This is a genomic window from Cupriavidus sp. JZ107 (assembly GCF_053903255.1).
Map to the genome: position 1 here is coordinate 602892 of NZ_CP096481.1, position 26230 is coordinate 629121.

Below are 26230 nucleotides of genomic sequence, written 5' to 3' on the forward strand. Positions count from 1 at the left end.
GAATTGGCGCGAAGCTCTGGCCGCGGGCGATAATGTCGGCTCTCCCTTAGGCCCGCCCCCGCCGCCATGCCCGTGGCGCTCTCTTGTCCCTTGCTGCCCGATGTCCCCGTTGTCTCCTTGCCCAGGCTCTTCCGCGTCGTCCGCCTTACCTCGGATCGACGAAGGCGCCCCATTCGTACTGCTCGACGACGCCAGCGAGGCGGCGGCGATGTGCCGGCTCTACGCCGACCACATGCGGACGGACGTCGTGCCGGCGGGTGAATTGGAAGAACTCGAGACAAGACTCGGAGAGGGGTGGAAAGCCGGCTGGCATGCCTGCCTGTTCGCCCCGTATGAATTCGGTGCGCCGCTGGTCCGAGTGCCGACGCTCGCACAGCCCAATGTCGACAATCCGTTCGCCGACGGCGCCATGCGCGTGCTGTGGTTTGCCTCGAAAACGGTGTGCGATGCGGCGACTGTTCAATGCTGGCTGGAAGCGCAATCCGACGCCAGTACGCCCGCTGGCGCGATGCAAGTCCGATCGGACACCGACGAAGCGAGCTTCCACGCGGCCATCGCGCGCATCCACCAATGGATCGAGGCCGGGCACACCTATCAGGTCAACTTCACGCAGCGTCTGCGCTTCGAAGCGTTTGGCGATCCGATCGCCTTCTATCGGGATCTGCGCCGCGCGCAGCCTGTGCCATATGGCGCGCTGGCCCGGCTGCCTGGCGATCGGTGGGTGTTGTCGCTATCGCCTGAGCTGTTCTTCCGCCACGATGGCGGCGGCCAGCTGGTGACCCGGCCGATGAAGGGCACCGCGTTGCGCAGCGGCGAGCCGGAGCGCGATGCGCAAGCCGCCGCTGCGCTGGCGGCCGACGCCAAGAACCGGGCCGAAAACGTGATGATCGTGGATCTGCTGCGCAACGACCTAGGCCGGGTCGCGCAGCCGGGTACGGTGCGGGTGCCAGAGCGCTTTGCCGTGCAGCCATTCGGGCAGGTGCTGCAGATGACCTCGACCGTCACCGCCAGCGCGCGCGCCGGGACCACGCTTGCCGGTCTGCTCGCTGCGCTGTTTCCGTGCGGCTCGATCACCGGTGCGCCGAAGCGCCGGACCATGGAGATCATCGCCGAACTGGAGCGTGCGCCGCGCGGACTCTATACCGGGTCGATCGGCTGGCTCGATGCGCCGGACCCGGGCGAGACGCTGGGGCGGATGGCCTTGTCGGTGGCGATCCGCACGCTGGTGCTCGGTCCACGCCGCGACGACGGCTTGCGCGCCGGCGAAATGGGCGTGGGCAGCGGCATCGTGCACGACAGCGTCGCCGCCGACGAATACGCGGAGTGCGGCTGGAAGGCGCGCTTTCTGACGGGACACGATCCCGGCTTCACACTGATCGAGACGATGCGGGTCGAGCAGGGCCGTTGCCTGCGGCTCGATGCGCACGTTGCCCGGTTACGGGCCTCTGCGGCGTGTCTTGGTTTTCACTTCGACGAGGAAGAGGCGCGCGATGCGATGACGAAAGCGGCGGCGGCCCTGGCACAAGGCCCCGCACGTCTGCGAGTCACGCTGGACAAGGCCGGAACGTTGCAAATGACAAGCGGCGCGCTGGTCCCGCTGCAGCCAGGGCCGGTCGGCCTGATCGTCGCCGGCACCGCCTTGCCGGTCGCCGACCCCTTGCGCCGGCACAAGACCAGCGCGCGCGAAACGTTCGATGCCGGCTGGCGCGAGGCGGAGCGCGTCGGCGCCTTCGACAGCCTGTTCTTCAACACGCGCGACGAACTGCTGGAAGGAGGACGCAGCTCGGTATTCGTTCGCGTCGACGGCCGCTGGCTGACGCCGCCGCTGGCGGCGGACATCCTGCCGGGCGTAATGCGGGACGCGGTGTTGCGCGATGGCGAGGCCTATCTGGGCGGCCCGGTCAAGGAGAGCCCGATCACCCGCGAGATGTTGCTGGATGCCGACGACCTCGCGATCGCCAATTCGTTGCGCGGCGTACTGCTCGCCACGCTGATGCCCTGACGATGTCCTAGCGGTGGTGGGTGTCCAGCCGCCCGTCGGTCAGTTTCCAGCGCACCACGCCGGGCAGATTGATCAGGTCGCGGTCGTGGCAGATCATCACCACGGTGCGGCCCTCGGCGGCGAGTTCGCGCACCAGCGCGATCACCTGTTCGCGCGCGTGGCCATCCAGGTTGGAGGTCGGCTCGTCGAGCAGCAGCAGGTCGGGCTCCAGCACCTTGGCGCGGGCCAGCGCGACGCGCTGGATCTCGCCGCCGGACAGACGGTCGGGCGCGGTGTCCTGGACATGCGTGATGCCGGCCCAGCCGAGGGCGGCGCCGACACGCCGGGCGACTTCGTCGGCCGGCAGTCCGCGCGCATGCAGCCCGTAGGCGATGTTCTCGCGCACCGAGGTGCGGAACAGGTACGGATGCTGATGCATGTAGGCGATGCGCTGGCGCAGCGCCGGCGGCAGCGGGTCCAGCGCGGCGCTGCACGGCTTGCCGTCCGCGCCGGTCCAGTCGACGGTGGCGCCCGGCGCCCGTTCGAGGCCGGCGATCATCCGCAGCAGCGTGGTCTTGCCCGCACCGTTGACGCCGGTCAGCACCACCGCGGTTGCGCGCGGAAAGGCCAGCGCGTCGATATCGAACAGCGCCCGCGCTCCGATGCGGCGGCGCAGCCCGCGCACCACCAGCAGCGGCGGCGACAGCGCGTCCGCGGCGGCGCGGTTCCGATCCGGTTCCGGTGCGTTCATCGGCGAAATCCTCCGGCGCCCTGCAGCCACGCCAGCAGCACGTTGACCAGCAGGGCCAGGGCCACCAGCACGATGCCCAGCGCGATGCCTTGGGCGAACTCCCCCTTGCTGGTTTCCAGCGCGATCGCGGTGGTGATGGTGCGGGTCGAGCCTTCGATATTGCCACCGATCATCAGCGCCGAGCCGACCTCGGCGATCACGCGGCCGAAGCCGGCGACCACGGCCGCCATCAGGCCGAAGCGCAGCTCGCGCAGCACCGTGAAGAAGGTACGCCAGGCGCCAGCGCCCAGCACCCTGGCGGTTTCGCGCAGCCGCGCGTCGGCGCCCTGCAGCGTCGACAGCGCGAACGCCAGCACCACCGGAAAGCCGATCACGGCCTGGCCGATCACCATGCCGGTCGGCGTGAACAGCAGCCCGAGGCTGCCGAGCGGCCCCTGGCGCGTCAGCAGCAGATAGAGGATCAAGCCAACCAGCACGGTCGGAAACGACAGGAAGGCCTGCGCCAGCACCACTACCAGCCGCCGGCCGGGAAAGTCATGGGTGGCGATCAGGTAGGCGGCACCGACCGCGGGCACGGTGGCGATCGCCAGCCCGGCGAGGGCGATCTTCAGCGATGTCCAGACGATCTCCCACAGCGCGGGATCGCCGCCGGCCAGCAGGGCAAAGGCGGTCGCGGTGGCCGCGCCGATCTCCATCGGGCGGCGTCAGGCCGTGAAGGTGTGTTCGGGCGCGGGGAAGCTGCCGTCCTTGACCGCGGCGATATAGGCGCGGATGGCGCCCTCGATCGAGGTCTGGCCTTCCATGAAGTTGCGCACGAACTTGGCCTTGCGGCCCGGATAGATGTTCAGCATGTCCTGCAGCACCAGCACCTGGCCCGAGCAGTCCACGCCGGCGCCGATGCCGATGGTCGGGATCTCCAGCTGGCTGGTCACGGTGGCGGCCAGCGCGGCCGGCACCGCTTCCATCACGATCAGCTGGGCGCCCGCGCTCTGCAAGGCCTCGGCGTCGCGGCGCAGCTGGGCCGCGCTGGCGTCGGTCTTGCCCTGTACCTTGAAGCCGCCGAAGGCATGCACGGACTGCGGCGTCAGCCCGATATGCGCACACACCGGAATGCTGCGCTCGACCAGGAAGCGAACGGTCGGCGCCAGCCACTCGCCGCCTTCGAGCTTGACCATCTGCGCGCCGGCGCGCATCAGCGTCGCGGCGCTGGCGAAGGCCTGCTCGGGCGTGCCGTAGGTGCCGAACGGCAGGTCGCTGACCACCAGCGCGGTCTGGTTGCCGCGCGCCACGCATTCGGTGTGGTACGCCATCTGTTCGAGCGTGACGGGCAGCGTGGTCTGCTGGCCCTGCATCACGTTGCCCAGCGAATCGCCGATCAGGATCACCTCGACGCCGCAGTGGTCGAGCAGCGCGGCGAAGCTCGAGTCGTAGGCGGTCAGCATCACGATCTTTTCGCCGGCGGCGCGCATCGCCTGCAGCTTGGGGATGGTGATGGACTTGCGGGAGGGTTCCAGGAGATAGCTCATCGATGTGCCTCGGAGGTCCGCTTGCCGGCGCCCGCGACGGGCGGCGCGTTCAGCTGCGGAAGATGAAATAGACGGCACCCACCATGCACAGCGCCGCCCACACGTAGTCCCACTTGAAGCTCTGCTGCATGTACAGCAGCGAGAACGGCACGAACACCGTCAGCGTGATCGCTTCCTGCAGGATCTTCAGTTGCGCCAGCGAGATGCCATGCTGGAAGCCGATCCGGTTGGCCGGCACCTGCAGCATGTATTCGAACAGCGCGATACCCCAGCTGACGATGGCCGCGATATACCAGGGGCGGCTGCTCAGGTCCTTCAGGTGGCCGTACCACGCGAAGGTCATGAACACATTGGACAGCGTCAGCAGGCCTGTGGTCAGGAGGAACGGAGAGATTCCGTTTGGCGCGTACATTGGCAGAAGGAGACCTTGTCGATGCGCTGGCCCGCGACCGCGGGCAGATGGTCGGCGGCGCGGCCCAGGCCCGGAATCACCAGGTCGGGTTCGAGTTCGAGCAGCGGCACCAGCGTGAACGCGCGCGCCGCCACGCGCGGATGCGGCACGGTCAGCTGCGCGCCATCATGCATTTCGTCGCCGAACACCAGCAGGTCCAGGTCCAGCGTGCGCGGTGCATTGCGGAAGGGCCGCTCGCGGCCGAACTGGTCCTCGATATGGTGGCAGATGACCAGCAGCTGGGCGGCGGTGAAGCTGGTCTCCAGCTTGACCACCGCGTTGTAGTAATCGTCGCCGCCGGCATCGACCGGCGCGCTGCGGTACAGCGAGGATCGCGCCACGATGCGGATGCCGACCTGCTGCGCCAGGCAGACGATGGCGTCCTTGACGGCTTGTTTTGCGTCGCCCAGGTTGGCGCCGATGCCGATGAAGGCCAGTGTCATTCGGTTTCCTCCGGCTGGCCGCGCCTGCCGCCTTGCTGCTCGGCTGCCGCGTCCATCTCATCCCGGGGGGAAACTTTATCCGATTTCCGTGCCGGCCGCCGACGGCGCTTCTTGCGCGCGGGACCTTCGCTGCCGGCGGTGCCGGAGGCGCGTGCCGCTTCGATCAGATTCTCGCGGCCTTCCGAATCGGCGTTCTGGAAGTCCTGCCACCAGGTCGCCAGTTCGGCCGGCATTTCGCCGGCCTCGCAGCGCAGCTGCAGGAAGTCGAAGCCGGCGCGAAAGCGCGGCGATTCCAGCAGCCGGAACGGCATGCGGCCGACGCGCTTTTCGAAACGCGGCTGCATGCCCCAGATGTCCCGCATGTCGGTGACGAAGCGGCGCTGGATCGCCAGCTGGCCGGTCTGGCGCTCGAGCACGTCATCCATCGCCGCATTGAGCGCCGCGATCGGGTGCTCGCCGCCCTCGCGCAGCGACTTCCAGCGCTGCAGCACGTGGTGCCACAGCAGCGCGGCGAACAGGAAGCCGGGGGAGACCGGCTTGCCGGCCTGCACGCGGCGGTCGGTATTGTCCAGCGCCAGCTGCACGAAGCGCTGGCCCAGCGGCTGTTCGATCGCGACATCAAGCAGCGGCAGCAGGCCCTTGTGCAGGCCGGCCTTGCGCAGCTCCTGCAGCGAGGCCCAGGCATGGCCGGACATCAGCAGCTTGAGCATCTCGTCGAACAGGCGCGCGCTCGGCACGTTGTGGATCAGCGAGGCCAGGTCGGCGATCGGCTGGCGCGTGGCCTCGTCGATGTCGAAGCCGGTCTTGGCGGCGAACCGCACGACGCGCAGCATCCGCACCGGGTCCTCGCGGTAGCGGGTGACCGGGTCGCCGATCATCCGCAGCGTGCGCGCCCGCATGTCCTCCATGCCGTGGTGGTAGTCGTGCACGGTCTGCTCGGCCGGGTCGTAGTACATCGCGTTGATGGTGAAGTCGCGCCGTTCGGCGTCCTCCGCCTGCGAGCCCCAGACGTTGTCGCGCAGCACCCGGCCGGATGCGTCGATCGCATGGGTCTTGTTGTCCAGTTCGGCGCGCTTGAGCCGGCGGCCCTCGGGCAGCGTTTCGCTGGCCACCGCGTCGACCAGCGCGCGGAAGGTCGACACCTCGATGATTTCCTGCTCGCGTCCGCCGTAGAAGGTCACGTGCACGATCTGGAAGCGCCGGCCGATGATGCGCGAGCGGCGGAACAGCGCCTGCACCTGCTCGGGCGTGGCGTTGGTCGCCACGTCGAAGTCCTTGGGCTTGATGCCGAGCAGCAGGTCGCGCACGGCGCCGCCGACGATGAAGGCCTGGTAGCCGGCCTGCTGCAGCGTGCTGGTGACCTTGACCGCGTTGCGCGACAGCAGCGTGGGATCGATCTGGTGCTCGTCGGCGGTGATGATGCGCGGCGTGTGGGCGCGGCCGAGGCGTCGCTGCTTGGGCCCGGGCTTGCCCAGCAGCCGGTTGATAAGCTTCTTGATCACGTCAGAACAGGTCCATGATGCGCCAGCCGGCCGCGGCGGCATGATGGCGGAGGCGCTCGTCCGGGTTGGTGGCGATCGGTTCGGTGACCTTGGCCAACAGCGGCAGGTCGTTCATCGAGTCGCTATAGAAGGTGGTGGTGGCGAAGTCCTGCCAGCGCGCGCCCTGTTCCTTCAGCCAGGCTTCGACGCGGGCGATCTTGCCTTCGCGAAAGCTCGGGATGCCGAACACTTCGCCGGTGTAGGCGCTCTCGGCCAGGCCGTCGGCGGTGGCCGGCTCGGTGGCGATCAGGTGCTTGATGCCGAAGGCGGCGGCGATCGGCGCGGTGACGAAGCTGTTGGTCGCCGTGACGATCGCGCACAGGTCGCCGGCATCCAGATGCTTGTAGACCAGCGCGCGAGCCTGCGGCGTGATGGCCGGCTCGATCACTTCATGCATGAATTGCTGGCGCCAGGCGTTCAGGCGCTCGCGCGGATGGGCGGCCAGCGGGGCCAGCGCGAACTTCAGGAAGGCCTGGATATCGAGGGTGCCGGCCTTGTAGTGGCCGTAGAACTCGTCGTTCTTGCGGCGGTAGGTTTCCTCGTCGACCACGCCGAGACGGACCAGAAAGCGGCCCCATTCGTGGTCGCTGTCGGTCGGGATCAGGGTGTGGTCGAGGTCGAACAATGCCAGATTCATGGGCGGCGATTTTACCTTAAGGGGATGACGGCCGGCTCGGCGGCCGATTGCAGGGAGCGTGCCAGGGCGCGGGCCGGGTGCGGACCTGGCGAGGGCTTTTGGCCGGCCCGCGCGCTATTCACGCAATTCGGCGAACATTTCGCGCAACAGCGGCAGCGTCACTGCCCGCTTGCGTTCGAGCGAATAGGTGTCGAGCGCGTCCAGCAGCGCCATCAGGCTGGGCATGTCGCGATAGTGCCGCGTCACCAGCCAGTGCGGGATTTCGGGGGACAGCTGCAGCCCGCGTTCGCGCGCGGCCTGCACCAGCGCGGCCATCTTGTCGTCGTCCGACAGCGGCGCGAGCTGGTAGACCAGGCCCCAGCCGAGCCGCGTGCGCAGGTCCTCGCGCACCGGCATGGTGACCGGGGCCAGGCTGCCGGCCACCACCAGCGCGGTGCGCACGTGCGCGCGGACCTCGTTATACAGCGAAAACACCGCGATCTGGCGCGCCTCGTCGAGCAGGTCGACGTCGTCGACCGTGTATAGCTGGCAGCTCGGGTCGAAGATGAAGTCCGCCAGCGCGTGGTGCGGGCTCAGATAGCGGCAGCGCAGGCCCGCATGGGCGCCGGCGTCGCACAGCGCGTGCAGCAGGTGGGTGCGGCCCGAGCCGGTCTCGCCCCACAGGTAGATCAGCCGGTCGGCGGCGCGCTCCTGCGCCACCGCGCCCGGCAACTCGCGCAGCCGCTGCACCGGCTCGCGATTGGCCGACACGAAGAAGTTCTCGAAGGTCGACGGCGGCGGGCTGCCCAGTTCGAGCGACAGTTGCTTGGGGCGCGGAGACATGGCGTATCGATTACTTTCGGTAGAGGTCGCTTGTCACATACAGCCGCCGCAGCTGGCGCGCGCCGACCAGCAGTACGGCGCAGGTCGGCAGCGCCAGCAGCACGCCGAAGAAGCCGAACAGCTGCCCGAAGGCGAGCAGCGCGAAGATCACCACCAGCGGATGCAGCCCGATCCGGTCGCCGACCAGGCGCGGCGTCAGATAGAAGCTCTCGACGAACTGGCCGATGCCGTAGACCACGGCGACCGCGCCCAGCCCGTACAGATTGCCGAACTGCAGCAGCGCCGCGACGATGGCCAGCGCCAGCCCGAAACCGAAGCCGATATAGGGGATGAAGACCGCGAGGCCGGTGAACACGCCGATCGGGATCGCGATCTCGAAACCGGCGATGGTCAGGCCGATCGAATACAGCGCGGCGAGGATCAGCATCACCAGGATCTGCCCGCGCAGATACTGCGACAGCAGCGCGTCGGTCTCGGCGGTCAGCTCGCGCACCTTGGGCACCCAGCGGCGCGGCACCATGCCCTCGATCCGGCGCATCACCATGTGCCAGTCCATCAGCAGGTAGAACATCACGATCGGCACCAGCAGCGCCAGCCCGCCGTAGGTCACCAGCGCCGTGCCCGACACGCGCACATAGGTCAGCAGCACCGCCAGCAGGTCCTCCGGGCTGGCGGCAAAGCGCTCGGACATCATGCGGCGCAGGCCGGGGAAGTCGAAGCGCACGCGCACACCGAGCTCGGACAGCCGCGGGGCGACCACCGAGTTCAGCTTCTTCAGCAGTTCCGGCAATTGCTCGCGCAGTTGCGGAATCTCGCGCTGGAGCACGGCAATGACCAGCAGCACCAGCAGCACCACGACGACGATCAGCAGCAGGATCATCAGCGAAACCGCGATCGTCCGCGGTACCTTGTGCCGCTGCAGCCAATCGACGCCGGGGTTCAGGATATAGGCGAAGATGAACGCGAACAGAAAGGGCGACAGCACGGGAGCCAGCGCCAGCAGCGTGGCGAACAGCGCGACGCCGAGCGCGACCCAGAGCAGAATGCGCTTGGCCTCGTGGGACAGCAGGGGGGCGTTCATCGGGGCAGTGGGGGAAAAACCGGCAAAAAGAAACCAGCAAAAAGACAGGCGAGGACGGGCGGCAAGCGCGCGTCCTCGCCCGGCGGCGGCGGGTTTGCATGGCGCGAGCCGATGCAACTGGAAGCCGACACCCTGTATCCGTTAAAATCGCGATTCTACTGGACTCGCGACCCGCCAACCGGCGCCGCGAGGGCCGCATTCCTCACTTGTGCGTGGTCCGGCGCTTGATCCGACTCGCCCGAGTGTCGTCATTTCCACCATCCAGGACCCGCAGAATTCCATGAGCGCAGCCCCCACTTCCGGCCAGGCAGGCCTTTCGTACCGCGATGCCGGCGTTGACATCGATGCGGGCGACGCGCTCGTCGACCGTATCAAGCCCTTTGCCAAGCGCACGATGCGCGAGGGCGTGATGGCCGGCATCGGGGGCTTCGGCGCGCTGTTCGAGCTGTCGCGCAAGTTCAAGGAGCCGGTGCTGGTGTCCGGCACGGACGGCGTCGGCACCAAGCTGAAGCTGGCCTTCCAGCTGAACCGCCACGATACCGTGGGCCAGGACCTGGTCGCGATGAGCGTCAACGACATCCTGGTGCAGGGCGCCGAGCCGCTGTTCTTCCTCGACTATTTCGCCTGCGGCAAGCTGGACGTCGATACCGCCGCCACCGTGATCCAGGGCATCGCCCATGGCTGCGAACTGGCCGGCTGCGCGCTGATCGGCGGCGAAACCGCCGAAATGCCCAGCATGTACCCGGACGGCGAATACGATCTGGCCGGCTTCGCGGTCGGCGCGGTCGAGAAGAGCCGCATCATTGACGGTACCACCATCGTGCCGGGCGACGTGGTGCTGGGCCTGGCCTCGTCGGGCGCGCATTCGAACGGCTACTCGCTGGTGCGCAAGATCATCGAAGTCGCGAAGCCCGACCTCGAAGCCGATTTCCACGGCCAGCGCCTGCAGGACGCGATCATGGCGCCGACCCGCATCTACGTGAAGCCGCTGCTGTCGCTGATCGAGACGCTGCCGGTCAAGGGCATGGCCCACATCACCGGCGGCGGCCTGACCGAAAACGTGCCGCGCGTGCTGCCCAAGGAAGTCACCGCGGTGCTGCAGCGCGATGCGTGGACGCTGCCGCCGCTGTTCCAGTGGCTGCAGGCCCAGGGCCGCGTCGCCGACGACGAGATGCACCGCGTGTTCAACTGCGGCATCGGCATGGTAGTGATCGTCGCCAGGGAAGACGCCGAACGCGCGATCCGGCACCTGCAGGCGGCCGGCGAGGCCGTGTGGCAGATCGGCGAGATCCGCGAGCGCGAGGAAGGGCAGGCGCCGACCGTGGTGGTCTGACCAACCGCGCCGTCATTCCCGCGCAGGCGGGAATCCAGCGTCTTTTTGAAGTCACTGGGTCCCCGCGTGCGCGGGGACGGCGAAGTTGTCGAAAGAACCAGGCGGATGCTGACGGCATCCGCCTGTTTTCATTTCAGTCCTTGCGCGCCGCCATCTCGGTCAACGCTTCGCCGGTGACCCGGCAGATGCGCCAGTCCGGCAGCACGCTGGCGCCCATCGCGCGATAGAAGTCGATCGACGGCGTGTTCCAGTCCAGCACCGTCCATTCGAAACGGCCGCAGCCGCGCTCCACCGCCAGGCCGGCCAGATGGATCAGCAAGGCCTTGCCGATGCCGTGGCCGCGCCAGGCCGGTTCGACATACAGGTCTTCCAGGTACAGACCGGGCTTGGCCAGGAAGGTCGAGTAATTGTGGAAGAACAGCGCGAAGCCGATTGCGCGCGGGCCTTCGGCGGTAGGCACCTCGGCCAGCACCGCCTCGGCCGACGGACGTGCGCCGAACAGCGTCTGGCGCAGCTTCTCCGGCGTGGCCTCGACCAGATGGGTCAGCTTCTCGTACTCGGCGAGCTCGGCGATCAGGCGCAGCAGCGTGTCGCAGTCGTCGGTGGTGGCGGGGCGCAGCGTGAAGGCGGTGGCGGTCATGGCGGCGGAATTCAATGTTGGAGTCCGGACAGGACGAAGCCGCGATTATCGCGCGCTGCGTGCGTCCCTGGCTACGAGCCCAACTGCGCCAGCCGCGCGACCTGCTCGACATAGTCGGGCGCCAGGCAATCGACCACCAGCCGCTCGGGCGTCGAGCGCAGCCAGGTCAGCTGCCGCTTGCACAGCTGGCGCGTCGCGGCGATGCCGCGCTCGCGCATCGTGGCGAAATCGCAGAGGCCGTCCAGATATTCCCAGACCTGCCGGTAGCCGACGCAGCGGATCGACGGCAGCCCCGGATGCAGGTCGCCGCGCGAGCGCAGGCGCTCGACCTCGTCGAGCAGGCCGCCGCCGAGCATCGCGTCGAAGCGGGCCTCGATGCGCGCGTGCAGCACCGCGCGGTCCGACGGCTCCAGCGCGATGGCGCGGAAACGCGAGCCCGGCTGTCCATCGAAGGTACGCGCATCGGCCTGGCGGGCCAGCAGCGCCGACATCGGCTGCCCGGTCAGCCGGTGAATCTCGAGCGCGCGCTGGATGCGCTGCGAATCGTTGGGCGCCAGCCGCGCCGCGGTGACTGGGTCGACCTGGGCCAGCATCGCATGCAGCGCGGGCCAGCCGCGCTCTTCGGCGAGTCGGTCGAGCTCGGCGCGCACCTGCGGATCGGCCTGCGGCAGATCGTTCAGGCCCTGGGTCAGCGCCTTGTAGTACAGCATGGTGCCGCCGACGATCAGCGGCTCGCGGCCGCGCGCTCGGATCGATTCGACCAGCGCATTGGTGTCGGCGACGAATTGCGCGGCCGAATAACTGTCGGCGGGATCGATGATGTCGATCAGATGGTGCGGCACCGCGGCCAGCTCGGCGGCCGATGGCTTGGCGGTGCCGATATCCATCTCGCGATAGACCAGCGCCGAATCCATGCTGATGATCTCGATCGGCGCGCGTGCGGCCAGCGCCAGGGCGGCCGCGGTCTTGCCCGAGGCGGTCGGGCCGAGCAGGCAGACGATGGGAGCGGGCGAAGCGGCGGCCATGGAGGAAGCGGACGGCGACAGCGAGGGTGCGGCCTTACTGGCCGCGCAGGAACAGCCGATCCAGCTCGGCCACGGTCAGCTGGACCCAGGTCGGCCGGCCATGGTTGCACTGGTCGGCGCGCTCGGTCTGCTCCATCTGTCGCAGCAGCGCGTTCATTTCCTCGACGGTCAGCTTGCGATTGGCGCGCACGGCGCTGTGGCAGGCCAGCGTCGCCAGCAGTTCGTTCTGGCGCTCGGCCAGCACGCGTGAACCGCCGTAGGCATGCAGATCGCGCAGCACGTCTCGCGCCAGCGCCTCGGCGTCCGCCTGCTTGAGCAGCGCGGGAATGGCGCGCACCGCCAGCGTGGTCGGCGAGACCGGCGCGATATCGAAACCCAGCAGTGCCAGCGTTTCCTGATGTTCCTCGGCGGCACCGATCTCGACCGGGCTGGCCGGCAGCGTGACCGGAATCAGCAGCGGCTGCACCGTCATCTGGCGCGCGTCGAGCGCCGTCTTGATCTGCTCGTACAGGATCCGTTCGTGCGCGGCGTGCATGTCGACCAGCACCAGCCCGCGCGCGTTCTGCGCCAGCACGTAGATGCCGTGCAGTTGGGCGATGGCGTAGCCGAGCGGATGGCCGTCGGCATCATCCTGCGGACCCTCGGTGACGCGCGCTGCCTGCATCGGTGCGCCGTCGAGCAGCGACGGTGGCTCGTTCTCGCGGGCGGCGCGGGCGTCGGCGAGCCATGCGGGCGGCTGGCCCGACGGCGTGAAGCGCGGGCCGGCCGGCGACATAGCGTCGCGCACCATGCCCAGATACGCCTGCCGCGGCTGCGCAATGCCCAGTTCGGTCTGGCGAGCGGCCGCGGTGTAATCGACCCAGGGGCGGCCGCCTGGCTGGGCGGGGCTGGTGGCCGCGACGCGCAGCGCCGGGGCCTGGCCGGTGTGGCCAATGTCGCCGTCGCCGGTATGCAGGCTGTCGCCATTCTCGCCGGCCTGGCGCGCCAGGCAGCGCTGCACCGCGTGGTAGACGAACTGATGGACCGCGCGCGACTCGCGGAAGCGCACCTCGATCTTGGACGGGTGCACGTTGACGTCGACCAGTTCGGGCGGCAGGTCCAGGCACAGCACGTACGAAGGGAAACGGTCGCCGTGCAACACGTCCTGATAGGCGCTGCGCACCGCGTGCGTCAGCAGCTTGTCGCGGACGAAGCGGCCATTGACGAAGAAGAACTGCTGATCGGGACGGCCGCGCGAGGCGGTCGGCAGCCCGGCGAAGCCGTACAGGGCCAGTTCACCGGCCTGTTCCTCCAGCGGCAGCCGCGCCCGTGCGAATTCGCTGCCGAGCACCTGGGCGGTACGCGTGGCGACATCGCCGGCGTTCCAGTGCTCCATCGGCTTGCCGTTGTGATGGACCGACAGCGTGACGTCGGGCCGCGCCAGCGCGATGCGCCGGATCACCTCCAGGCAATGGCCGAGCTCGGTCTGTTCGCTCTTCAGGAATTTGCGGCGCGCCGGCGTATTGAAGTACAGGTGCTGCACGTCGACGGTGGTGCCGACCCCGCCCGAGGCGGGCTGCAGCGCGCCGGTATCCGCGTGGATCTGGCTGGCATGGGGGCAGTTCGCCGTGCGGCTGGTCAGCACCAGCTGCGAGACCGAGGCGATCGAGGCCAGCGCCTCGCCGCGAAATCCCAACGTCAATACCGATTCCAGTTCGTCGAGCGAGGCGATCTTGCTGGTGGCATGGCGCATCAGCGCGACCGCCAGTTCGTCGGCCGGGATGCCGCAGCCGTTGTCGGTGATCACGATGCGGCGTACGCCGCCTTCCTCGAGCCGTACCGACAACTGGGTCGCGCCGGCGTCGAGGGCGTTCTCCAGCAACTCCTTGACCACCGAGGCGGGGCGCTCGACCACCTCGCCGGCCGCGATCTGGCTGACCAGCTGGTCGGGCAGCGGACGGATCGGCCGGGCCGGCGCCAGGCGGCGCTGGGGGCGTTCGGCCGAGGCGGCGTCGGAGGCTTGGGAGGCGGGGGAGGAGTGCGGCGCGGACATGGCAGCGATTATACGTGCCGGCTTCGTTGCGGCCCGGCCGTGGCCTGGCTGCGGGCTTGCGTGCGCGAGGTCGCACTCAGGATCCCCAGGCAGCCGATTCGTCGCCAGGACGGGCACGTTCGTCTTGTATGATGTCGGGCTGGAAAAAGATGGGGAACGTCTTGGATATCGTATTGCAGGTGATTGACATGCTGCTGCATGTCGACAAGTACCTCGGCACCGTGATTCAGCAATATGGCGCCTGGGTCTACGCCATTCTGTTCGCGATCGTCTTTGCCGAGACCGGCCTGGTGGTGGCGCCTTTCCTGCCGGGCGATTCGCTGCTGTTCATCGCCGGCGCGTTCTGCGCGACCGGGGCGATGAACGAGTGGGTGCTGATCGGCCTGCTGCTGGTCGCCGCGATCGGCGGCAATACCGTCAACTACTGGGTCGGCAGCTGGATCGGACCCAAGGTGTTCGACCATCAATGGCGCTTCCTGGACCAGCAGGCGCTGCGCAAGACCCACGACTTCTACGAGCGCCACGGCGGCAAGACGCTGGTGATCGCGCGCTTCGTGCCCATCGTGCGGACCTTCGCACCGTTCGTGGCCGGCGTGTCGCAGATGACCTTCGCGCGCTTCCAGCTGTTCAATGTGGTCGGCGCCGTCACCTGGGTAGTGGGCCTGGTGTTCGCGGGCTACTTCTTCGGCAACCTGCCGTTCATCAAGCAGTACCTGAACCTGATCGTGCTGGTCGGCATCAGCGCGGCGATCGTGCCGCTGATTCTTGGCGGGCTGTGGCGCCTGCTGCGGCGTGGCGACAAGCGTCGCCGCGTGTCATAAGACGCGGCTGCGCGCCGCGGACAAAAACCGTCGTCCCCGCGCAGGCGGGGACCCAGCGGCTTCGATGTCTCAGTTCAGCGACCGGCTCATCATCCGCAACGCCGGCATGCGGTCGCGGATCTGGGTCGAATCGGCCGCATCGGGCCGTGCGCTGACATAGGCTTCCAGGTCTTCCAGCGCGGGGCGGAAGCATTCCAGATTCGCATAGGCCAGCCCCCGGTCGCGCACCTCCTCGATCGAATCGGGCAGCAGGATCACCAGCCGGTTCTGCACCGCGAGCAACCGCTGCCAGCGCGACTCCTGCAGATAGATCGCCTTCAGATTGCGCAGCATCCGCGCGATGATCTCGCGGTGGCTGGCGGTCTGCAGGAACAGGCCCAGCGGCACCGCGTTCGGATCGGCGATGCCCTCCCGCTCGAGGTATGGGTCCAGCATGTCCTGCAGCTGCTCCTTGGACAGCGTCTCGCCGGTCAGCGGATCGAGCACGACCTCGCCCGCCGGAATCGACATCCGCAGCAGGAAGTGGTTGGGGAAGGAAACGCCCTTGAGCGGCAGGCCGATCTGCTGGCCCAGTTCCATGTACAGCACCGCGAGCGAGATCGGAATGCCGCGCCGCTGCCGCAGCACCACGTTCAGGTACGAGTTGTCAGGGTCGTAGTAGTCGTTCGCGTTGGGGCCGAAGCCCAGGTCGCGATAGAAGAAATGGTTCAGCAGGCGCAGCCGTTGGATAGCGGGAGTGCCGTCGGCGATCCGGCGTTTGAGCCGCAGCGCCAGCACATCGATGGCGGCCAGTTCGGCCTGCAGGTCCAGGTCAGGGTAGGCGTCCTGTGCGATCGACAGGGCCGTTTCGGTCAGCGGGATGCCGCTGTCGTCCGCCACCAGCGCGGCAAAATAGTCCAGGACTTTGGTCGAGGTCATAGCGGTTCCTGGTTGCGGCCGGCGCCATGGTCTTCAGACAGCTTTGCGCTTGAAGGCGGCATAGCGCAGGCCCGTGAGCCACAGTGTACCGAAGTAGACGACCGCCGCAAGCACCAGGCACGAGGCCATCAGCGCGATCCGCAGCAGCGGCGTGGTACCGAGGGCGACCCAGTCGAAGGTGCGCGCGAACCACAGCAGCACGCCCGCCAGCAACGTCGCCGCGGCCGACAGCTGCGCGAAGAACAGCCACCAGCCGGGCGCGGGCCGGTAGACGCCGACGCGGCGCAGGCCGATGAACAGCAGCAGCGCGTTCAGCGTCGCGCTGACGCTGATCGACAGCGCCAGGCCCGCGTGGCCGATCCACGGCACGAAGGCGAGGTTGGCGAGCTGCGTCATCACCAGCATCGCGATGGCGATCTTGACCGGGGTGCGGATGTCCTGGCGGGCGTAGAAGCCTGGCGCAAGAATCTTGACCAGGATCTGGCCCAGCAGGCCGACGCCGTAGGCCATCACCGCCAGCTTTGTCATCTCGACCGCATGGCCGTCGAACTTGCCGTAGTGGAACAGCACCGCGGTCAGCGGCCCGCCGAACACGTAGAGGCCGATCGCGCTCGGGATCGCCAGCAGGAAGGTCAGCCGCAGGCCCCAGTCGAGCAGCGCCGAATATTCGACGCCGTCCTCGCGCGCGCTGGCCTTGGACAGGCTGGGCAGCAGGATCGTGCCGATCGCCACGCCGAGCAGGGCGGTGGGGAACTCCATCAGGCGGTCGGCATAGGTCAGGAACGACACGCTGCCGGTGGCCAGCCGCGAGGCGATATTGGTATTGATGATCAGGCTGATCTGCGCGACCGATACGCCCAGCAGCGCCGGGCCCATCTGCCGCAGGATGCGGCGCACGCCGGGATCGCGCCAGGCGGCGCGCAGGTTCACGCCGATCCGCGGCAGCATGCCGATGCGCTTGAGCGCGGGGATCTGGATCGCCAGTTGCAGCACGCCGCCGACCAGCACGCCCCAGGCCTGCGCGTAGATCGGCTGCTGCAGGTGCGGCGCGACGAACAGCGCCGCGCCGATCAGCGACAGGTTCAGCAGCACCGGCGTGAACGCCGGCACCGCGAAGTTGCGCCAGGTGTTCAGCACCCCCGAGGCCAGCGCAACCATCGAGATCAGGCCGATGTACGGGAACATCACGCGGGTCATGAAGACGGCCGCGTCGTAGGTCTGGTGGTCGCCGCGAAAACCGGTTGCGACGATCGTCATGATCACCGGCGCTGCCAGCACGCCGATCAGCGACACCGCGGCCAGCGCCCACGCCATCACGGTGGCGACCGCGTCGACCAGCAACCGGGTCGGCTCGTCGCCGCGCTTGCCGTGGTATTCGCCAAGGATCGGCACGAAGGCCTGCTGGAAGGCGCCCTCGCCGAAGATCCGGCGCAGCATGTTGGGAATGCGGAAGGCGACATTGAACGCGTCGGTCATGTCCGAGGCGCCGAACGCGCGGGCGATCAGGATCTCGCGAATCAGGCCGGTGATGCGCGACAGCATCGTCAGGCCGCTGATGGTGGCGAGCGATTTGAGCAGGTTCAAGGTCGGGGAGACAGGAAACGGTTGGAGCGCCGCCTCGGGGCGCGTCGCCGGGCGGCAGACCGCAGTCAGACGGCATCCGGACGCCGAAAGTTGCAATCGCACCACACCGGGCGAGCCGGGGCCCGCCAATTGTGGCGCCAATTATACGGATTGGAGTGCGCGGCCCGCCGCCTTCGCCGAGGGGCGGGATCTTCCTTGCGGCGGCTTCGATCTTGTGTGTATAATCGCCGATTCGAGAAGATAGTTGCGTTCCGGATTCGTGTGTCAGTGCATCCCGGGTCGCTCTTGTGCAATCCACGCACGCATCTGAATTCAGGATATTTAACGAAATGGCAAATTCCGCACAAGCTCGCAAGCGCGCGCGTCAAGCCGTCGCCCAGAACGCGCACAACTCCAGCCTGCGCTCGCGTCTGCGCACGGCCGTCAAGGCTGTCCGCAAGGCGATCGATGCCGGCGACAAGGCAGCTGCTGCCGAGATCTTCAAGAACTCGCAAGCCGTGATCGACAGCATCGCCGACAAGAAGATCGTTCACAAGAACAAGGCAGCGCGTCACAAGTCGCGTCTGTCGGCTGCGATCAAGGCCATGGCCGCCTGATTGCCGCGTTCACCGGCCGCGCCTGGCGCGCGGTCGGCGCAGTAAAAAAGCCCGTCCGATGACGGGCTTTTTGCATTTCGGCTTTCCGCTCGGTGCGGCCTTCCGCTCAATCGAGCGAGCAGGCCTCGACCAGTTGCAGATGATTGTCGCGCGCGAAGTTCAGCACGAAGTCCAGCGCCTTGGGCTCGATCTCGCGCAGCCTTGCATCGACCACCACGCACTTGACGCCGCCCGACATCACCGGGCGCACGTAAGGGGAGTAGGTCAGGCGGGGGTCGCCGGTATCGCCAGGCGGGCGGAATTGCGCCATCACGCCGCACAGCCGTTCAGCCCAATCGCTCGGACGGAAGGTGTTGCCTTCCTTGGTGATGCCCTGGATGAAGTACTGGCGAACGGTGGAATTCATGGACTGCGGTGAGGCTGGTGACTCGACGGGAAACCCGCAACGGGCGCCCGTTTGACGCGGCGAGCGGCGATGGGTTCGCGCGAATCTGGCCGGAAGGCGGGGCGTCGGTAGTGGCGGGGGCACTTTTGATGCCGGCGGCGGGCGGCGGCAAGGGTATGCCGGGCCCCGCGTGAATCAGCGAGTATTATATCTTATATAAGACTGCCGCATAAGCCGCCACATGGCCCGGAACCGGGCTTCGCCGGCATGGCCGGGTGCCCGCCCAGGCTCGCCAAAGCAGGAATAATCCCTTATGATTCCTGAACTCACATTGCGCAAGCGACGCGAAAGGCGGCTCCGCGGCAGCGTGGTTCCATGACAGTTCATGGGCTCGCCTGTCCCCATCGAGCCGCCTTCTTTGTTTTATGAGCCCAACGCCGATCAAGCACTACCTCCAGTTCAGCGACCTCGATGCGAAGGAGTACGAGTACCTGCTCGACCGCGCCCGGATTCTGAAGACCAAGTTCAAGAACTACGAGACCTGGCATCCGCTGCACGACCGTACGCTGGCGATGATCTTCGAGAAGAACTCGACCCGCACGCGTCTGTCGTTCGAAGCCGGCATCCACCAGCTCGGCGGCCACGCGGTGTTCCTGAACACGCGCGACTCGCAGCTGGGCCGCGGCGAGCCGATCGAGGACGCGGCGCAGGTGATTTCCCGCATGGTCGACATCATCATGATCCGTACCTTCGGGCAGGAGATCATCGACCGGTTCGCCGCCCATTCGCGCGTGCCGGTGATCAACGGACTGACCAACGAATACCATCCGTGCCAGGTGCTGGCCGACGTCTTCACCTATATCGAGCACCGCGGCAGCATCCACGGCAAGGTGGTGGCGTGGATCGGCGATGCCAACAACATGGCCTATACGTGGATCCAGGCGGCCGAACGGCTGGGCTTCACCTTCCATTTCTCGGCGCCGCCGGGATATCAGTTCGATCCGGCGATGGTGCCGGCCAGCGCCGCGAGCCTGGTCAGGGTCTTCGACGATCCGCTGGCCGCGTGCCAGGGCGCCGATCTGGTGACCACCGACGTCTGGACCAGCATGGGCTTCGAGGCCGAGAACGAGGTCCGCAAGCGCGCCTTCCAGGACTGGATGGTGACCACCGCGATGATGGACCGCGCCAATCCGGACGCGCTGTTCATGCACTGCCTGCCGGCGCACCGCGGCGAGGAAGTCGAGGCGGCCGTGATCGATGGGCCGAAGAGCGTGGTCTGGGACGAAGCCGAGAACCGGCTGCACGTGCAGAAGGCGCTGATGGAGTACCTGCTGTGCGGGCGCTATTGAGTATTGAGCGATTGATCCGATCGATCGTCTGGCGCCCGAGCCGCGCCGTCCGGCGATGTGGCGCCCAAGCCTGGGCGGTCATGTCAAAATAGCGGCTTTCCGTTTTTCCTTATCCGATGCGCGGGCTGTCTTACCTGCGGTCCGCGCCTCTTTTGCGCATCGAGTCGAACATGAGCGATATCAAGAAAGTCGTGCTCGCCTACTCCGGCGGGCTGGACACTTCGGTGATCCTGAAGTGGCTGCAAGACACCTACCAATGCGAGGTGGTCACCTTCACGGCCGACATCGGCCAGGGTGAGGAGCTGGAACCGGCTCGCCAGAAGGCGCTCAAGTTCGGCATCAAACCCGAGAACATCTTCATCGACGACCTGCGCGAAGAGTTCGTGCGCGACTTCGTCTTCCCGATGTTCCGCGCCAATGCGGTCTACGAAGGCGAATACCTGCTGGGCACCTCGATCGCCCGTCCGCTGATCGCCAAGCGCCAGATCGAGATCCTGCGCAGCACCGGCGCCGATGCCGTGTCGCACGGCGCCACCGGCAAGGGCAACGACCAGGTCCGCTTCGAGCTCGGCTATTACGGCCTGGAGCCGGGCGTCAAGGTCATCGCCCCGTGGCGCGAATGGGACCTGCTGTCGCGCGAGAAGCTGCTGGCCTACGCCGAGAAGGCCGGCATCGAAATCGACATGAAGCACAAGAAGGGCGGCGCCCCGTACTCGATGGACGCCAACCTGCTGCACATCTCGTTCGAAGGCCGCCATCTGGAAGACCCGAAGGCCGAGGCCGAGGAAGACATGTGGCGCTGGACCGTGTCGCCGGAGCAGGCGCCGGACGCGCCCGAGTTCCTCGACATCGAGTTCGAGCAGGGCGACATCGTTGCGCTGAACGGCAAGCGCATGTCGCCGGCAGAAGTGCTGACCGAACTGAACCGCCTGGGCGGCAAGCATGGCATCGGCCGTCTGGACCTGGTCGAGAACCGCTACGTCGGCATGAAGAGCCGCGGCTGCTATGAAACCCCGGGAGGCACGATCCTGCTGCGCGCCCACCGCGCGATCGAATCGATCACGCTGGACCGCGAAGTCGCGCACCTGAAGGACGACCTGATGCCGCGTTACGCGAGCCTGATCTACAACGGCTACTGGTGGAGCCCGGAGCGCCGCGCGCTGCAGGTGCTGATCGACCATACGCAGCAGAACGTCAACGGCTGGGTCCGCGTCAAGCTGTACAAGGGCAACGTCATCGTGCTGGCCCGCGATTCGAAGGACACGCTGTTCGACAAGACCATCGCGACCTTCGACGACGACTTCGGCGCCTACAACCAGGCCGACGCCGGCGGCTTCATCAAGCTGAACGCGCTGCGCATGCGCATCGCCGAGAACGCCCGCCGCCAGCGCGGCAAGTAAGTCGCCAGCGAGCGGCTGTCACGCGCATCGGCAAGGAAGAAGAGGGGCCCAGGCGGCCCCTCTTTTCATGTCCGTCGATGTCGGCGCAAGTCCGCACAGGTCCGCACAGGTCCGCACCCAACTTCCATCGTTCATCAGGAGACTCACCATGAGCCAGTTCGACAATGTTTCCGTGGTCAAGCAAGCCAATCTGTATTTCGACGGCAAATGCGTCAGCCACACCGTGCTGTTTCCCGACGGCACCCGCAAGACGCTGGGCGTGATCTTCCCGGCCTCGCTGACCTTCAAGACCGGCGCGCCGGAGATCATGGAAATCAATGCCGGCACCTGCCGCGTGCGGCTGGCGGGCTCGGACGAGTGGACGACCTACGGCGCCGGCCAGCAGTTCAGCATTCCGGGCGACAGCAGCTTCGATATCGAGGTGCAGCAGACGCTCGACTACGTCTGCCATTTCGGCTGATCGCATCTCGCTTGTCCGCGGCGGCGCGCATGCCGCGGCCGTCTCCCTCGATCGTCACGCTTCTCGGAGTTCCGGCATGGCAAATCGACACAAGCCGATCAATCTGGCGCTGCAAGGCGGCGGCGCGCACGGCGCCTTCGGCTGGGGCGTGCTCGACGCGCTGCTGGAAGATGGCCGCCTGCGTTTCGACGGCATCAGCGGCACCAGCGCCGGCTCGATGAACGCGGTGGTGATGATCGATGGGCTGCTCGAGGGCGGCCCCGAGCGTGCAAGAGAGAAGCTGCACGACTTCTGGTTCGGCGTGTCGCGCGCCGGCTCGCCGTTCTCGACGATCGGGCAGCAGACGGTCGACTGGCTGTCCGGGCAACCGGGCAACAGCTGGCCGCTGCAGGACTGGATGCGGATGTGGTCCGGCTGGTGGAGCGCGACCGCGCAGGGCAGCACGTTCAACCCGCTGCGCTCGCTGCTCGAGGATCAGGTCGACTTCGAGCGCGTGCGGGCCTGTCCGGAAACGAAGCTGTTCATCGCCGCCACCGACGTCAACAGCGGCAACGTGCGCGTGTTCCAGACCGCCGATCTGACCGTCGACGCGGTGCTCGCGTCGGCCTGCCTGCCCTATCTGTACCCGGCGATCGAGATCGGCGAGCGGTACTACTGGGACGGCGGCTATATGGGCAATCCGGTGCTGTTCCCGTTCTTCTACCAGACCGCATCGCGCGACATTCTGGTCGTCCATATCAATCCGATCTCGCGTCCCGACGTCCCCACGCAGCCGCAGGAAGTGATGGAGCGGCTCAACGAGATCACCTTCAACGCGTCGCTGCTGCGCGAGATGCGCGCGATCGCCTTCGTGCAGAAGCTGCTCGACGAGGAGTGGCTCAAGCCCGAATATCGCGACAAGCTCGCCTACATCCTGCTGCATTCGATCCGCGCCGACGAGGCGCTGGCGGACCTGTCATCGTCGACCAAGCTGGTGACCGACTGGAATTTCCTGCTGATGCTGCGCGAGCGCGGACGCGCTGCCGCGCAGGGCTGGTTGGATCAGCACTACGACGCCGTCGGCAAGCGCGGCACCGTCGATATCCGCAAGGAGTTCCTGCAGGACATGCCGTTGTAAGGGATCGACGAACGGCCATCGACGCGGATGTGTTTGCCCTCTGCCGCTCGCGGGAGAGGGCAGGCACGGCAGGGGAGAGGGAGGGGCCTTCGCAATACCGCTGGCGCTACAGCACCACCGGCTCGGGTTCGATCTCCACGCCAAAGCGCTGCCGCACCGTATCCGCGATGCGCCCCGCCAGCGCCAGCAGCGCGCGGCCATCGCCGCCGCCATGGTGTACCAGCACCAGCGCCTGCCGCTCGTGCACGCCGACCGGGCCATCGCGCAGGCCCTTGAACCCGCAGCGATCGATCAGCCAGCCAGCGGCCAGCTTGTAGCTGCCATCGGGCTGCCGATGGCTGACCAGGTCCGGGTGTTCTGCCACCAGCGCGTCGCGCTGCGCGGCGCCGACCACCGGATTCTTGAAGAAGCTGCCGGCATTGCCCAGCACCGCGGGGTCGGGCAGCTTGCGCTGGCGGATCGCGATGACCGCATCGCGGATCGCTGCCGCATCGGGTGCCGGATGGTCATGCAGCTCACGGGCGAGTTCGGCATAGCCGAGCGCCGGCTGCCAGCGGCGCGGCAGCCGCAGCGTGACCGCGGTGATCACGTAGCGATCGCGGCCGGCCTGCTTGAACAGGCTGTCCCGATAGCCGAACGCGCAATCGCCAAGGCTCAGCGTGACGAAGCGGCGGGTTTGCCGGTCCCAGGCGCGCAGGCTGTGGAAGCGCTCGCGCAGTTCGACGCCGTAGGCGCCGATGTTCTGGATCGGCGCGGCGCCCACGCTGCCGGGGATCAGCGCCAGGTTTTCGAGGCCGGGCATGCCGTCGGCGATGGTCCGATTGACGGTCGCGTGCCAGTTTTCCCCGGCGCCAACCGTCACCAGCGAGGCGTCGTCGTCGCCGGCGACCGTGTAGCCGGGAATCTGCATCAGCAGCACCACCGCATCGAGATCGCCGGTCAGCACCACGTTGCTGCCGCCGCCCAGCACGACCACCGGCCGCTGCGCGGCGCGAGGGTCGGCCAGCGCCTCGACGAGGTCGCTTTCGCTGCGCACCGCTACCGCGAAGCGCGCGCGTACGTCGAAACCCAATGTGTTGTGCTGGCGCAGCGGATAAAATTCGTGGAAATCTGCCATGCGGAAAGAGTTGCCGGACGAGGATGCCCGGACAGCGGGATGGAAGCGGAACGGCCTGGACTGCAGGGTTGGCTGGATTATACGGAACCACCGGCGCGGGCCGGCCGGTTCAGCAATCGAACAGCGGTACCGAGGACGAAGGTGCCGGACATTCAGAAGGAGTAGGCGATGCCGTCGTTTGACGTGGTGTGCGAAGCGAATATGGTCGAGGTCAAGAATGCGGTCGAGCAGGCCAACAAGGAAATCTCGACCCGCTTCGACTTCAAGGGTTCCGATTCCCGTGTCGAGCAGAAGGAAGGCGAACTGACCGCGTTCGCCGACGACGACTTCAAGCTCGGCCAGGTCAAGGATGTGCTGCTCAGCAAGATGGCCAAGCGCAATGTCGACGTGCGCTTCCTCGACTACGGCAAGACCGAGAAGATCAGCGGCGACAAGGTCAAGCAGGTCATCACGATCAAGAAGGGCGTGACCGGCGATCTGGCCAAGAAGATCGTCCGCATGATCAAGGACAGCAAGATCAAGGTGCAGGCCAGCATCCAGGGCGATGCGGTGCGCGTGTCGGGGGCCAAGCGCGACGATCTGCAGAGCGTGATCGCGATGCTGCGCAAGGACGTGCCCGAGGCGCCGCTGGACTTCAACAACTTCCGTGACTGAGTCCGGACCCAGGTATTGGCGATGACGACGCGGCCCTGCACAGGGCCGCGTTTTTTTTGCTGCCCGTTGTTCTACGGCCCGCTATTGCGCCGGCAGGCCGCCAATCTTCGCGCCGGCCTTGATGCCCTTCTGCGCGAACCACCCCTGGTTCATCTCCAGCGCATAGCGGATCGCCGCCTTCGGGCAATGGTTTTCCTCGCTGTGCGGCCGCATGTCCTCGATATTGACGATGGTGCCGTCGTCGGCCAGGAAGGCGATCGACAGCGGCAGATCGGTGTTCTTCATCCAGAAGCAGTGGCCGGCCTTCTGCTCGAACACGAACAGCATGCCGGCGTTGGCGGGCATCGACTTGCGATACATCAGGCCTTGCTGGCGGGACTGCTGGTCGGCGGCGACCTCGGCTCGGATCACGTACATGCCGGCGCTCAGCGAGACGACCGGCAGCCGCTGCTGCGCGTGCGCGAGCGGGGCCAGCAGCGCCGCGCCGCAGGCGAGGGCGGCGAGCCGGCGCGCCAGCGGGCGGCGGGGCCAACGAAGCGAAGCGCGATCGAGTGGGGCGGCAGGCGACGGACGGTGCAGAGGCATGGCGGGAAACGAGCGAAAGGCGCGAATTGTGCGAATGGCGGCAGTCATGACGGCGAGGTCAGGAATACGCGGCGGAACGCCAGCCGCAAGCATAGCGCAGCACGGCTAGGCCGGCCGGCGACGGTTGGCGTTGCCGGTAGTGCGGGCCGCTTCTGTGCGGCCCGTGTTCGCGCGGCGTCCACCGGTGCGGCCCGGGTTGGGCCGGGGCCGCACGGCCGCCGCACCGCGGGCGGGCCCGGTCATGCCGAGGCTTTGCGGCGCGACTTCCTGCCATTGCCCCGGCGCCAGGCCGAGCTGGCGCAGATCCAGCGCACCGATGCCGACCCGGACCAGCCGCAGCGTCGGGTGGCCGACCGCCGCGGTCATCCGCCGCACCTGCCGGTTCTTGCCCTCGTGGATCACGATCTCGATCCACTGGGTCGGGATCGCCGCGCGATAGCGGATCGGCGGTGTGCGCGGCCACAGGAAAGCGGGCTCGTCGATCAACGTGGCCTGTGCCGGCAGCGTGTGGAAGTCGCCCAGATCCAGGCCGGCGCGCAGCCGGGCCAGCGCGGCCTCGTCCGGCACGCCTTCGACCTGCGCCAGATAGGTCTTGGCCAGCTTCTGGCGCGGATCGGCGATGCGCGCCTGCAGCACGCCGTCGTCGGTCAGCAGCAGCAGCCCTTCGCTGTCGGCGTCGAGCCGGCCGGCCGGGTAGACGTCCGGCATCGCGATCCAGTCGGCGAGCGTCTGCCGGCTCGGATGGGGCGAGAACTGGCTCATGGTGCCGAACGGCTTGTTCAGGGCGATCAGGGTCATGGGGCAACCGGTGCGGGAAAGGCGCCAGTATGCCGCAGCGCGCGCGGCGCAAGCGCCAGTCCGGGATGGCGGATGATGAAAAATTGCTGCATAATACGAAACCGGTCTTGTGTCTTATATAAGACTCAAATAGGACGCAGTCTCGCGATGCAGCAGTGCCGGTGTCGCGAGGGCCGTTACAAT

The 26230-nt window shown here is 67.4% G+C and carries 27 protein-coding genes; 9 read left to right on the forward strand and 18 right to left on the reverse strand.

Annotated features, from left to right (window positions below; genetic code table 11):
* The first annotated feature begins 100 nt into the window (after positions 1–100).
* Positions 101–2002, forward strand: coding sequence for an aminodeoxychorismate synthase component I (pabB, locus tag M1D55_RS12335; RefSeq protein WP_456282283.1), 1902 nt, complete (start codon positions 101–103; stop codon positions 2000–2002).
* A gap of 7 nt (positions 2003–2009) precedes the next feature.
* Here pabB and M1D55_RS12340 read toward each other — a convergent pair whose 3' ends face one another.
* The 9 genes from M1D55_RS12340 to M1D55_RS12380 form a co-directional block, all read right to left on the reverse strand.
* Positions 2010–2732 carry an ATP-binding cassette domain-containing protein gene (locus M1D55_RS12340; RefSeq protein ID WP_456282284.1) on the reverse strand — a complete coding sequence of 241 codons (723 nt, stop codon included), beginning with the start codon at positions 2730–2732 and terminating at the stop codon, positions 2010–2012.
* Positions 2729–3427 (reverse strand): ABC transporter permease, encoded by a 699-nt coding sequence (locus tag M1D55_RS12345; RefSeq protein ID WP_456282285.1) that lies wholly within the window; start codon positions 3425–3427, stop codon positions 2729–2731. The genes M1D55_RS12340 and M1D55_RS12345 overlap by 4 nt, the downstream gene beginning before the upstream one ends.
* A 9-nt stretch (positions 3428–3436) precedes the next feature.
* Positions 3437–4258 (reverse strand): 3-methyl-2-oxobutanoate hydroxymethyltransferase, encoded by an 822-nt coding sequence (gene panB / locus M1D55_RS12350; RefSeq protein ID WP_053822468.1) that lies wholly within the window; start codon positions 4256–4258, stop codon positions 3437–3439.
* 49 nt (positions 4259–4307) lie between these two features.
* Positions 4308–4670 carry a DMT family protein gene (locus M1D55_RS12355; protein ID WP_456282286.1) on the reverse strand — a complete coding sequence of 121 codons (363 nt, stop codon included), beginning with the start codon at positions 4668–4670 and terminating at the stop codon, positions 4308–4310.
* Positions 4634–5152 carry a 2-amino-4-hydroxy-6-hydroxymethyldihydropteridine diphosphokinase gene (gene folK, locus M1D55_RS12360; RefSeq protein WP_456282287.1) on the reverse strand — a complete coding sequence of 173 codons (519 nt, stop codon included), beginning with the start codon at positions 5150–5152 and terminating at the stop codon, positions 4634–4636. Before folK ends, M1D55_RS12355 begins: the two co-directional genes overlap by 37 nt.
* Positions 5149–6654 carry a polynucleotide adenylyltransferase PcnB gene (gene pcnB / locus M1D55_RS12365; protein WP_064576516.1) on the reverse strand — a complete coding sequence of 502 codons (1506 nt, stop codon included), beginning with the start codon at positions 6652–6654 and terminating at the stop codon, positions 5149–5151. Before pcnB ends, folK begins: the two co-directional genes overlap by 4 nt.
* A 1-nt stretch (position 6655) precedes the next feature.
* Positions 6656–7330 carry a histidinol-phosphatase gene (locus M1D55_RS12370; RefSeq protein ID WP_006578919.1) on the reverse strand — a complete coding sequence of 225 codons (675 nt, stop codon included), beginning with the start codon at positions 7328–7330 and terminating at the stop codon, positions 6656–6658.
* Between the two features lie 114 nt (positions 7331–7444).
* Complete coding sequence (gene hda, locus M1D55_RS12375; RefSeq protein ID WP_064576515.1) at positions 7445–8152, reverse strand: DnaA regulatory inactivator Hda; 708 nt, start codon at positions 8150–8152, stop codon at positions 7445–7447.
* Between the two features lie 10 nt (positions 8153–8162).
* Positions 8163–9233, reverse strand: a complete 1071-nt coding sequence (locus M1D55_RS12380; protein ID WP_006578917.1) for an AI-2E family transporter — start codon at positions 9231–9233, stop codon at positions 8163–8165.
* A gap of 280 nt (positions 9234–9513) precedes the next feature.
* Here M1D55_RS12380 and purM point away from each other — a divergent pair, with 280 nt between their 5' ends.
* Entirely contained in the window at positions 9514–10566 is a 1053-nt protein-coding gene (gene purM / locus M1D55_RS12385) for a phosphoribosylformylglycinamidine cyclo-ligase (RefSeq protein ID WP_232206775.1), read from the forward strand.
* 133 nt (positions 10567–10699) lie between these two features.
* Here purM and M1D55_RS12390 read toward each other — a convergent pair whose 3' ends face one another.
* From M1D55_RS12390 to mutL, 3 genes are all read right to left on the reverse strand, one after another.
* Complete coding sequence (locus tag M1D55_RS12390) at positions 10700–11206, reverse strand: N-acetyltransferase family protein (protein ID WP_456282288.1); 507 nt, start codon at positions 11204–11206, stop codon at positions 10700–10702.
* Between the two features lie 71 nt (positions 11207–11277).
* Entirely contained in the window at positions 11278–12231 is a 954-nt protein-coding gene (gene miaA, locus M1D55_RS12395) for a tRNA (adenosine(37)-N6)-dimethylallyltransferase MiaA (protein WP_456282289.1), read from the reverse strand.
* A gap of 34 nt (positions 12232–12265) precedes the next feature.
* The gene (mutL, locus tag M1D55_RS12400) at positions 12266–14263 is read right to left on the reverse strand and encodes a DNA mismatch repair endonuclease MutL (RefSeq protein WP_456282290.1); all 1998 of its coding nucleotides are present in this window, start codon (positions 14261–14263) and stop codon (positions 12266–12268) included.
* Positions 14264–14436: 173 nt separating this feature from the next.
* Between mutL and M1D55_RS12405 the strand changes: the two genes are divergently transcribed.
* Positions 14437–15084, forward strand: coding sequence for a VTT domain-containing protein (locus tag M1D55_RS12405; RefSeq protein WP_157071949.1), 648 nt, complete (start codon positions 14437–14439; stop codon positions 15082–15084).
* A gap of 69 nt (positions 15085–15153) precedes the next feature.
* Here the strand turns inward: M1D55_RS12405 and M1D55_RS12410 are convergent, their stop codons facing one another.
* Positions 15154–16002, reverse strand: a complete 849-nt coding sequence (locus M1D55_RS12410; protein WP_023263957.1) for a SirB1 family protein — start codon at positions 16000–16002, stop codon at positions 15154–15156.
* Between the two features lie 33 nt (positions 16003–16035).
* Positions 16036–17586, reverse strand: coding sequence for a murein biosynthesis integral membrane protein MurJ (gene murJ / locus M1D55_RS12415; RefSeq protein WP_064576511.1), 1551 nt, complete (start codon positions 17584–17586; stop codon positions 16036–16038).
* A 329-nt stretch (positions 17587–17915) separates the two neighbouring features.
* Here murJ and rpsT point away from each other — a divergent pair, with 329 nt between their 5' ends.
* Positions 17916–18182 (forward strand): 30S ribosomal protein S20, encoded by a 267-nt coding sequence (gene rpsT / locus M1D55_RS12420; RefSeq protein WP_006579059.1) that lies wholly within the window; start codon positions 17916–17918, stop codon positions 18180–18182.
* Positions 18183–18288: 106 nt separating this feature from the next.
* On the opposite strand, the gene M1D55_RS12425 is transcribed toward rpsT, so the two are convergent.
* Complete coding sequence (locus M1D55_RS12425) at positions 18289–18588, reverse strand: DUF3579 domain-containing protein (protein ID WP_456282291.1); 300 nt, start codon at positions 18586–18588, stop codon at positions 18289–18291.
* Between the two features lie 404 nt (positions 18589–18992).
* Here M1D55_RS12425 and argF point away from each other — a divergent pair, with 404 nt between their 5' ends.
* From argF to M1D55_RS12445, 4 genes are all read left to right on the forward strand, one after another.
* Entirely contained in the window at positions 18993–19916 is a 924-nt protein-coding gene (argF, locus tag M1D55_RS12430; protein WP_456282292.1) for an ornithine carbamoyltransferase, read from the forward strand.
* A 170-nt stretch (positions 19917–20086) separates the two neighbouring features.
* Complete coding sequence (locus M1D55_RS12435; protein ID WP_144829900.1) at positions 20087–21316, forward strand: argininosuccinate synthase; 1230 nt, start codon at positions 20087–20089, stop codon at positions 21314–21316.
* Between the two features lie 148 nt (positions 21317–21464).
* Positions 21465–21776: a pyrimidine/purine nucleoside phosphorylase gene (ppnP, locus tag M1D55_RS12440; RefSeq protein ID WP_260731053.1), complete on the forward strand. Its 312-nt coding sequence runs from the start codon at positions 21465–21467 to the stop codon at positions 21774–21776.
* Positions 21777–21852: 76 nt separating this feature from the next.
* Positions 21853–22893 (forward strand): patatin-like phospholipase family protein, encoded by a 1041-nt coding sequence (locus tag M1D55_RS12445; protein ID WP_006579064.1) that lies wholly within the window; start codon positions 21853–21855, stop codon positions 22891–22893.
* Positions 22894–22999: 106 nt separating this feature from the next.
* On the opposite strand, the gene murB is transcribed toward M1D55_RS12445, so the two are convergent.
* Complete coding sequence (gene murB / locus M1D55_RS12450; RefSeq protein ID WP_456282293.1) at positions 23000–24010, reverse strand: UDP-N-acetylmuramate dehydrogenase; 1011 nt, start codon at positions 24008–24010, stop codon at positions 23000–23002.
* 168 nt (positions 24011–24178) lie between these two features.
* Here murB and M1D55_RS12455 point away from each other — a divergent pair, with 168 nt between their 5' ends.
* A complete protein-coding gene (locus tag M1D55_RS12455) occupies positions 24179–24664 on the forward strand; it encodes a YajQ family cyclic di-GMP-binding protein (RefSeq protein WP_006579066.1) in 486 nt (161 codons plus the stop codon).
* 81 nt (positions 24665–24745) lie between these two features.
* Here M1D55_RS12455 and M1D55_RS12460 read toward each other — a convergent pair whose 3' ends face one another.
* The gene (locus tag M1D55_RS12460) at positions 24746–25243 is read right to left on the reverse strand and encodes a DUF192 domain-containing protein (protein WP_440268309.1); all 498 of its coding nucleotides are present in this window, start codon (positions 25241–25243) and stop codon (positions 24746–24748) included.
* Between the two features lie 111 nt (positions 25244–25354).
* Positions 25355–26047, reverse strand: coding sequence for a pseudouridine synthase (locus M1D55_RS12465; protein WP_456282294.1), 693 nt, complete (start codon positions 26045–26047; stop codon positions 25355–25357).
* Between the last annotated feature and the right edge of the window lie 183 nt (positions 26048–26230).

Coding starts and splice junctions, on each gene's coding strand:
- pabB (WP_456282283.1), top strand. CDS start 101: ATGTCCCCGTTGTCTCCTTGCCCAGGCTCTTCCGCGTCGTCCGCCTTA.
- M1D55_RS12340 (WP_456282284.1), bottom strand. CDS start 2,732: ATGAACGCACCGGAACCGGATCGGAACCGCGCCGCCGCGGACGCGCTG.
- M1D55_RS12345 (WP_456282285.1), bottom strand. CDS start 3,427: ATGGAGATCGGCGCGGCCACCGCGACCGCCTTTGCCCTGCTGGCCGGC.
- panB (WP_053822468.1), bottom strand. CDS start 4,258: ATGAGCTATCTCCTGGAACCCTCCCGCAAGTCCATCACCATCCCCAAG.
- M1D55_RS12355 (WP_456282286.1), bottom strand. CDS start 4,670: ATGTACGCGCCAAACGGAATCTCTCCGTTCCTCCTGACCACAGGCCTG.
- folK (WP_456282287.1), bottom strand. CDS start 5,152: ATGACACTGGCCTTCATCGGCATCGGCGCCAACCTGGGCGACGCAAAA.
- M1D55_RS12370 (WP_006578919.1), bottom strand. CDS start 7,330: ATGAATCTGGCATTGTTCGACCTCGACCACACCCTGATCCCGACCGAC.
- hda (WP_064576515.1), bottom strand. CDS start 8,152: ATGTCTCCGCGCCCCAAGCAACTGTCGCTCGAACTGGGCAGCCCGCCG.
- M1D55_RS12380 (WP_006578917.1), bottom strand. CDS start 9,233: ATGAACGCCCCCCTGCTGTCCCACGAGGCCAAGCGCATTCTGCTCTGG.
- purM (WP_232206775.1), top strand. CDS start 9,514: ATGAGCGCAGCCCCCACTTCCGGCCAGGCAGGCCTTTCGTACCGCGAT.
- M1D55_RS12390 (WP_456282288.1), bottom strand. CDS start 11,206: ATGACCGCCACCGCCTTCACGCTGCGCCCCGCCACCACCGACGACTGC.
- miaA (WP_456282289.1), bottom strand. CDS start 12,231: ATGGCCGCCGCTTCGCCCGCTCCCATCGTCTGCCTGCTCGGCCCGACC.
- mutL (WP_456282290.1), bottom strand. CDS start 14,263: ATGTCCGCGCCGCACTCCTCCCCCGCCTCCCAAGCCTCCGACGCCGCC.
- M1D55_RS12410 (WP_023263957.1), bottom strand. CDS start 16,002: ATGACCTCGACCAAAGTCCTGGACTATTTTGCCGCGCTGGTGGCGGAC.
- rpsT (WP_006579059.1), top strand. CDS start 17,916: ATGGCAAATTCCGCACAAGCTCGCAAGCGCGCGCGTCAAGCCGTCGCC.
- M1D55_RS12425 (WP_456282291.1), bottom strand. CDS start 18,588: ATGAATTCCACCGTTCGCCAGTACTTCATCCAGGGCATCACCAAGGAA.
- argF (WP_456282292.1), top strand. CDS start 18,993: ATGAGCCCAACGCCGATCAAGCACTACCTCCAGTTCAGCGACCTCGAT.
- M1D55_RS12435 (WP_144829900.1), top strand. CDS start 20,087: ATGAGCGATATCAAGAAAGTCGTGCTCGCCTACTCCGGCGGGCTGGAC.
- ppnP (WP_260731053.1), top strand. CDS start 21,465: ATGAGCCAGTTCGACAATGTTTCCGTGGTCAAGCAAGCCAATCTGTAT.
- M1D55_RS12445 (WP_006579064.1), top strand. CDS start 21,853: ATGGCAAATCGACACAAGCCGATCAATCTGGCGCTGCAAGGCGGCGGC.
- murB (WP_456282293.1), bottom strand. CDS start 24,010: ATGGCAGATTTCCACGAATTTTATCCGCTGCGCCAGCACAACACATTG.
- M1D55_RS12455 (WP_006579066.1), top strand. CDS start 24,179: ATGCCGTCGTTTGACGTGGTGTGCGAAGCGAATATGGTCGAGGTCAAG.
- M1D55_RS12465 (WP_456282294.1), bottom strand. CDS start 26,047: ATGACCCTGATCGCCCTGAACAAGCCGTTCGGCACCATGAGCCAGTTC.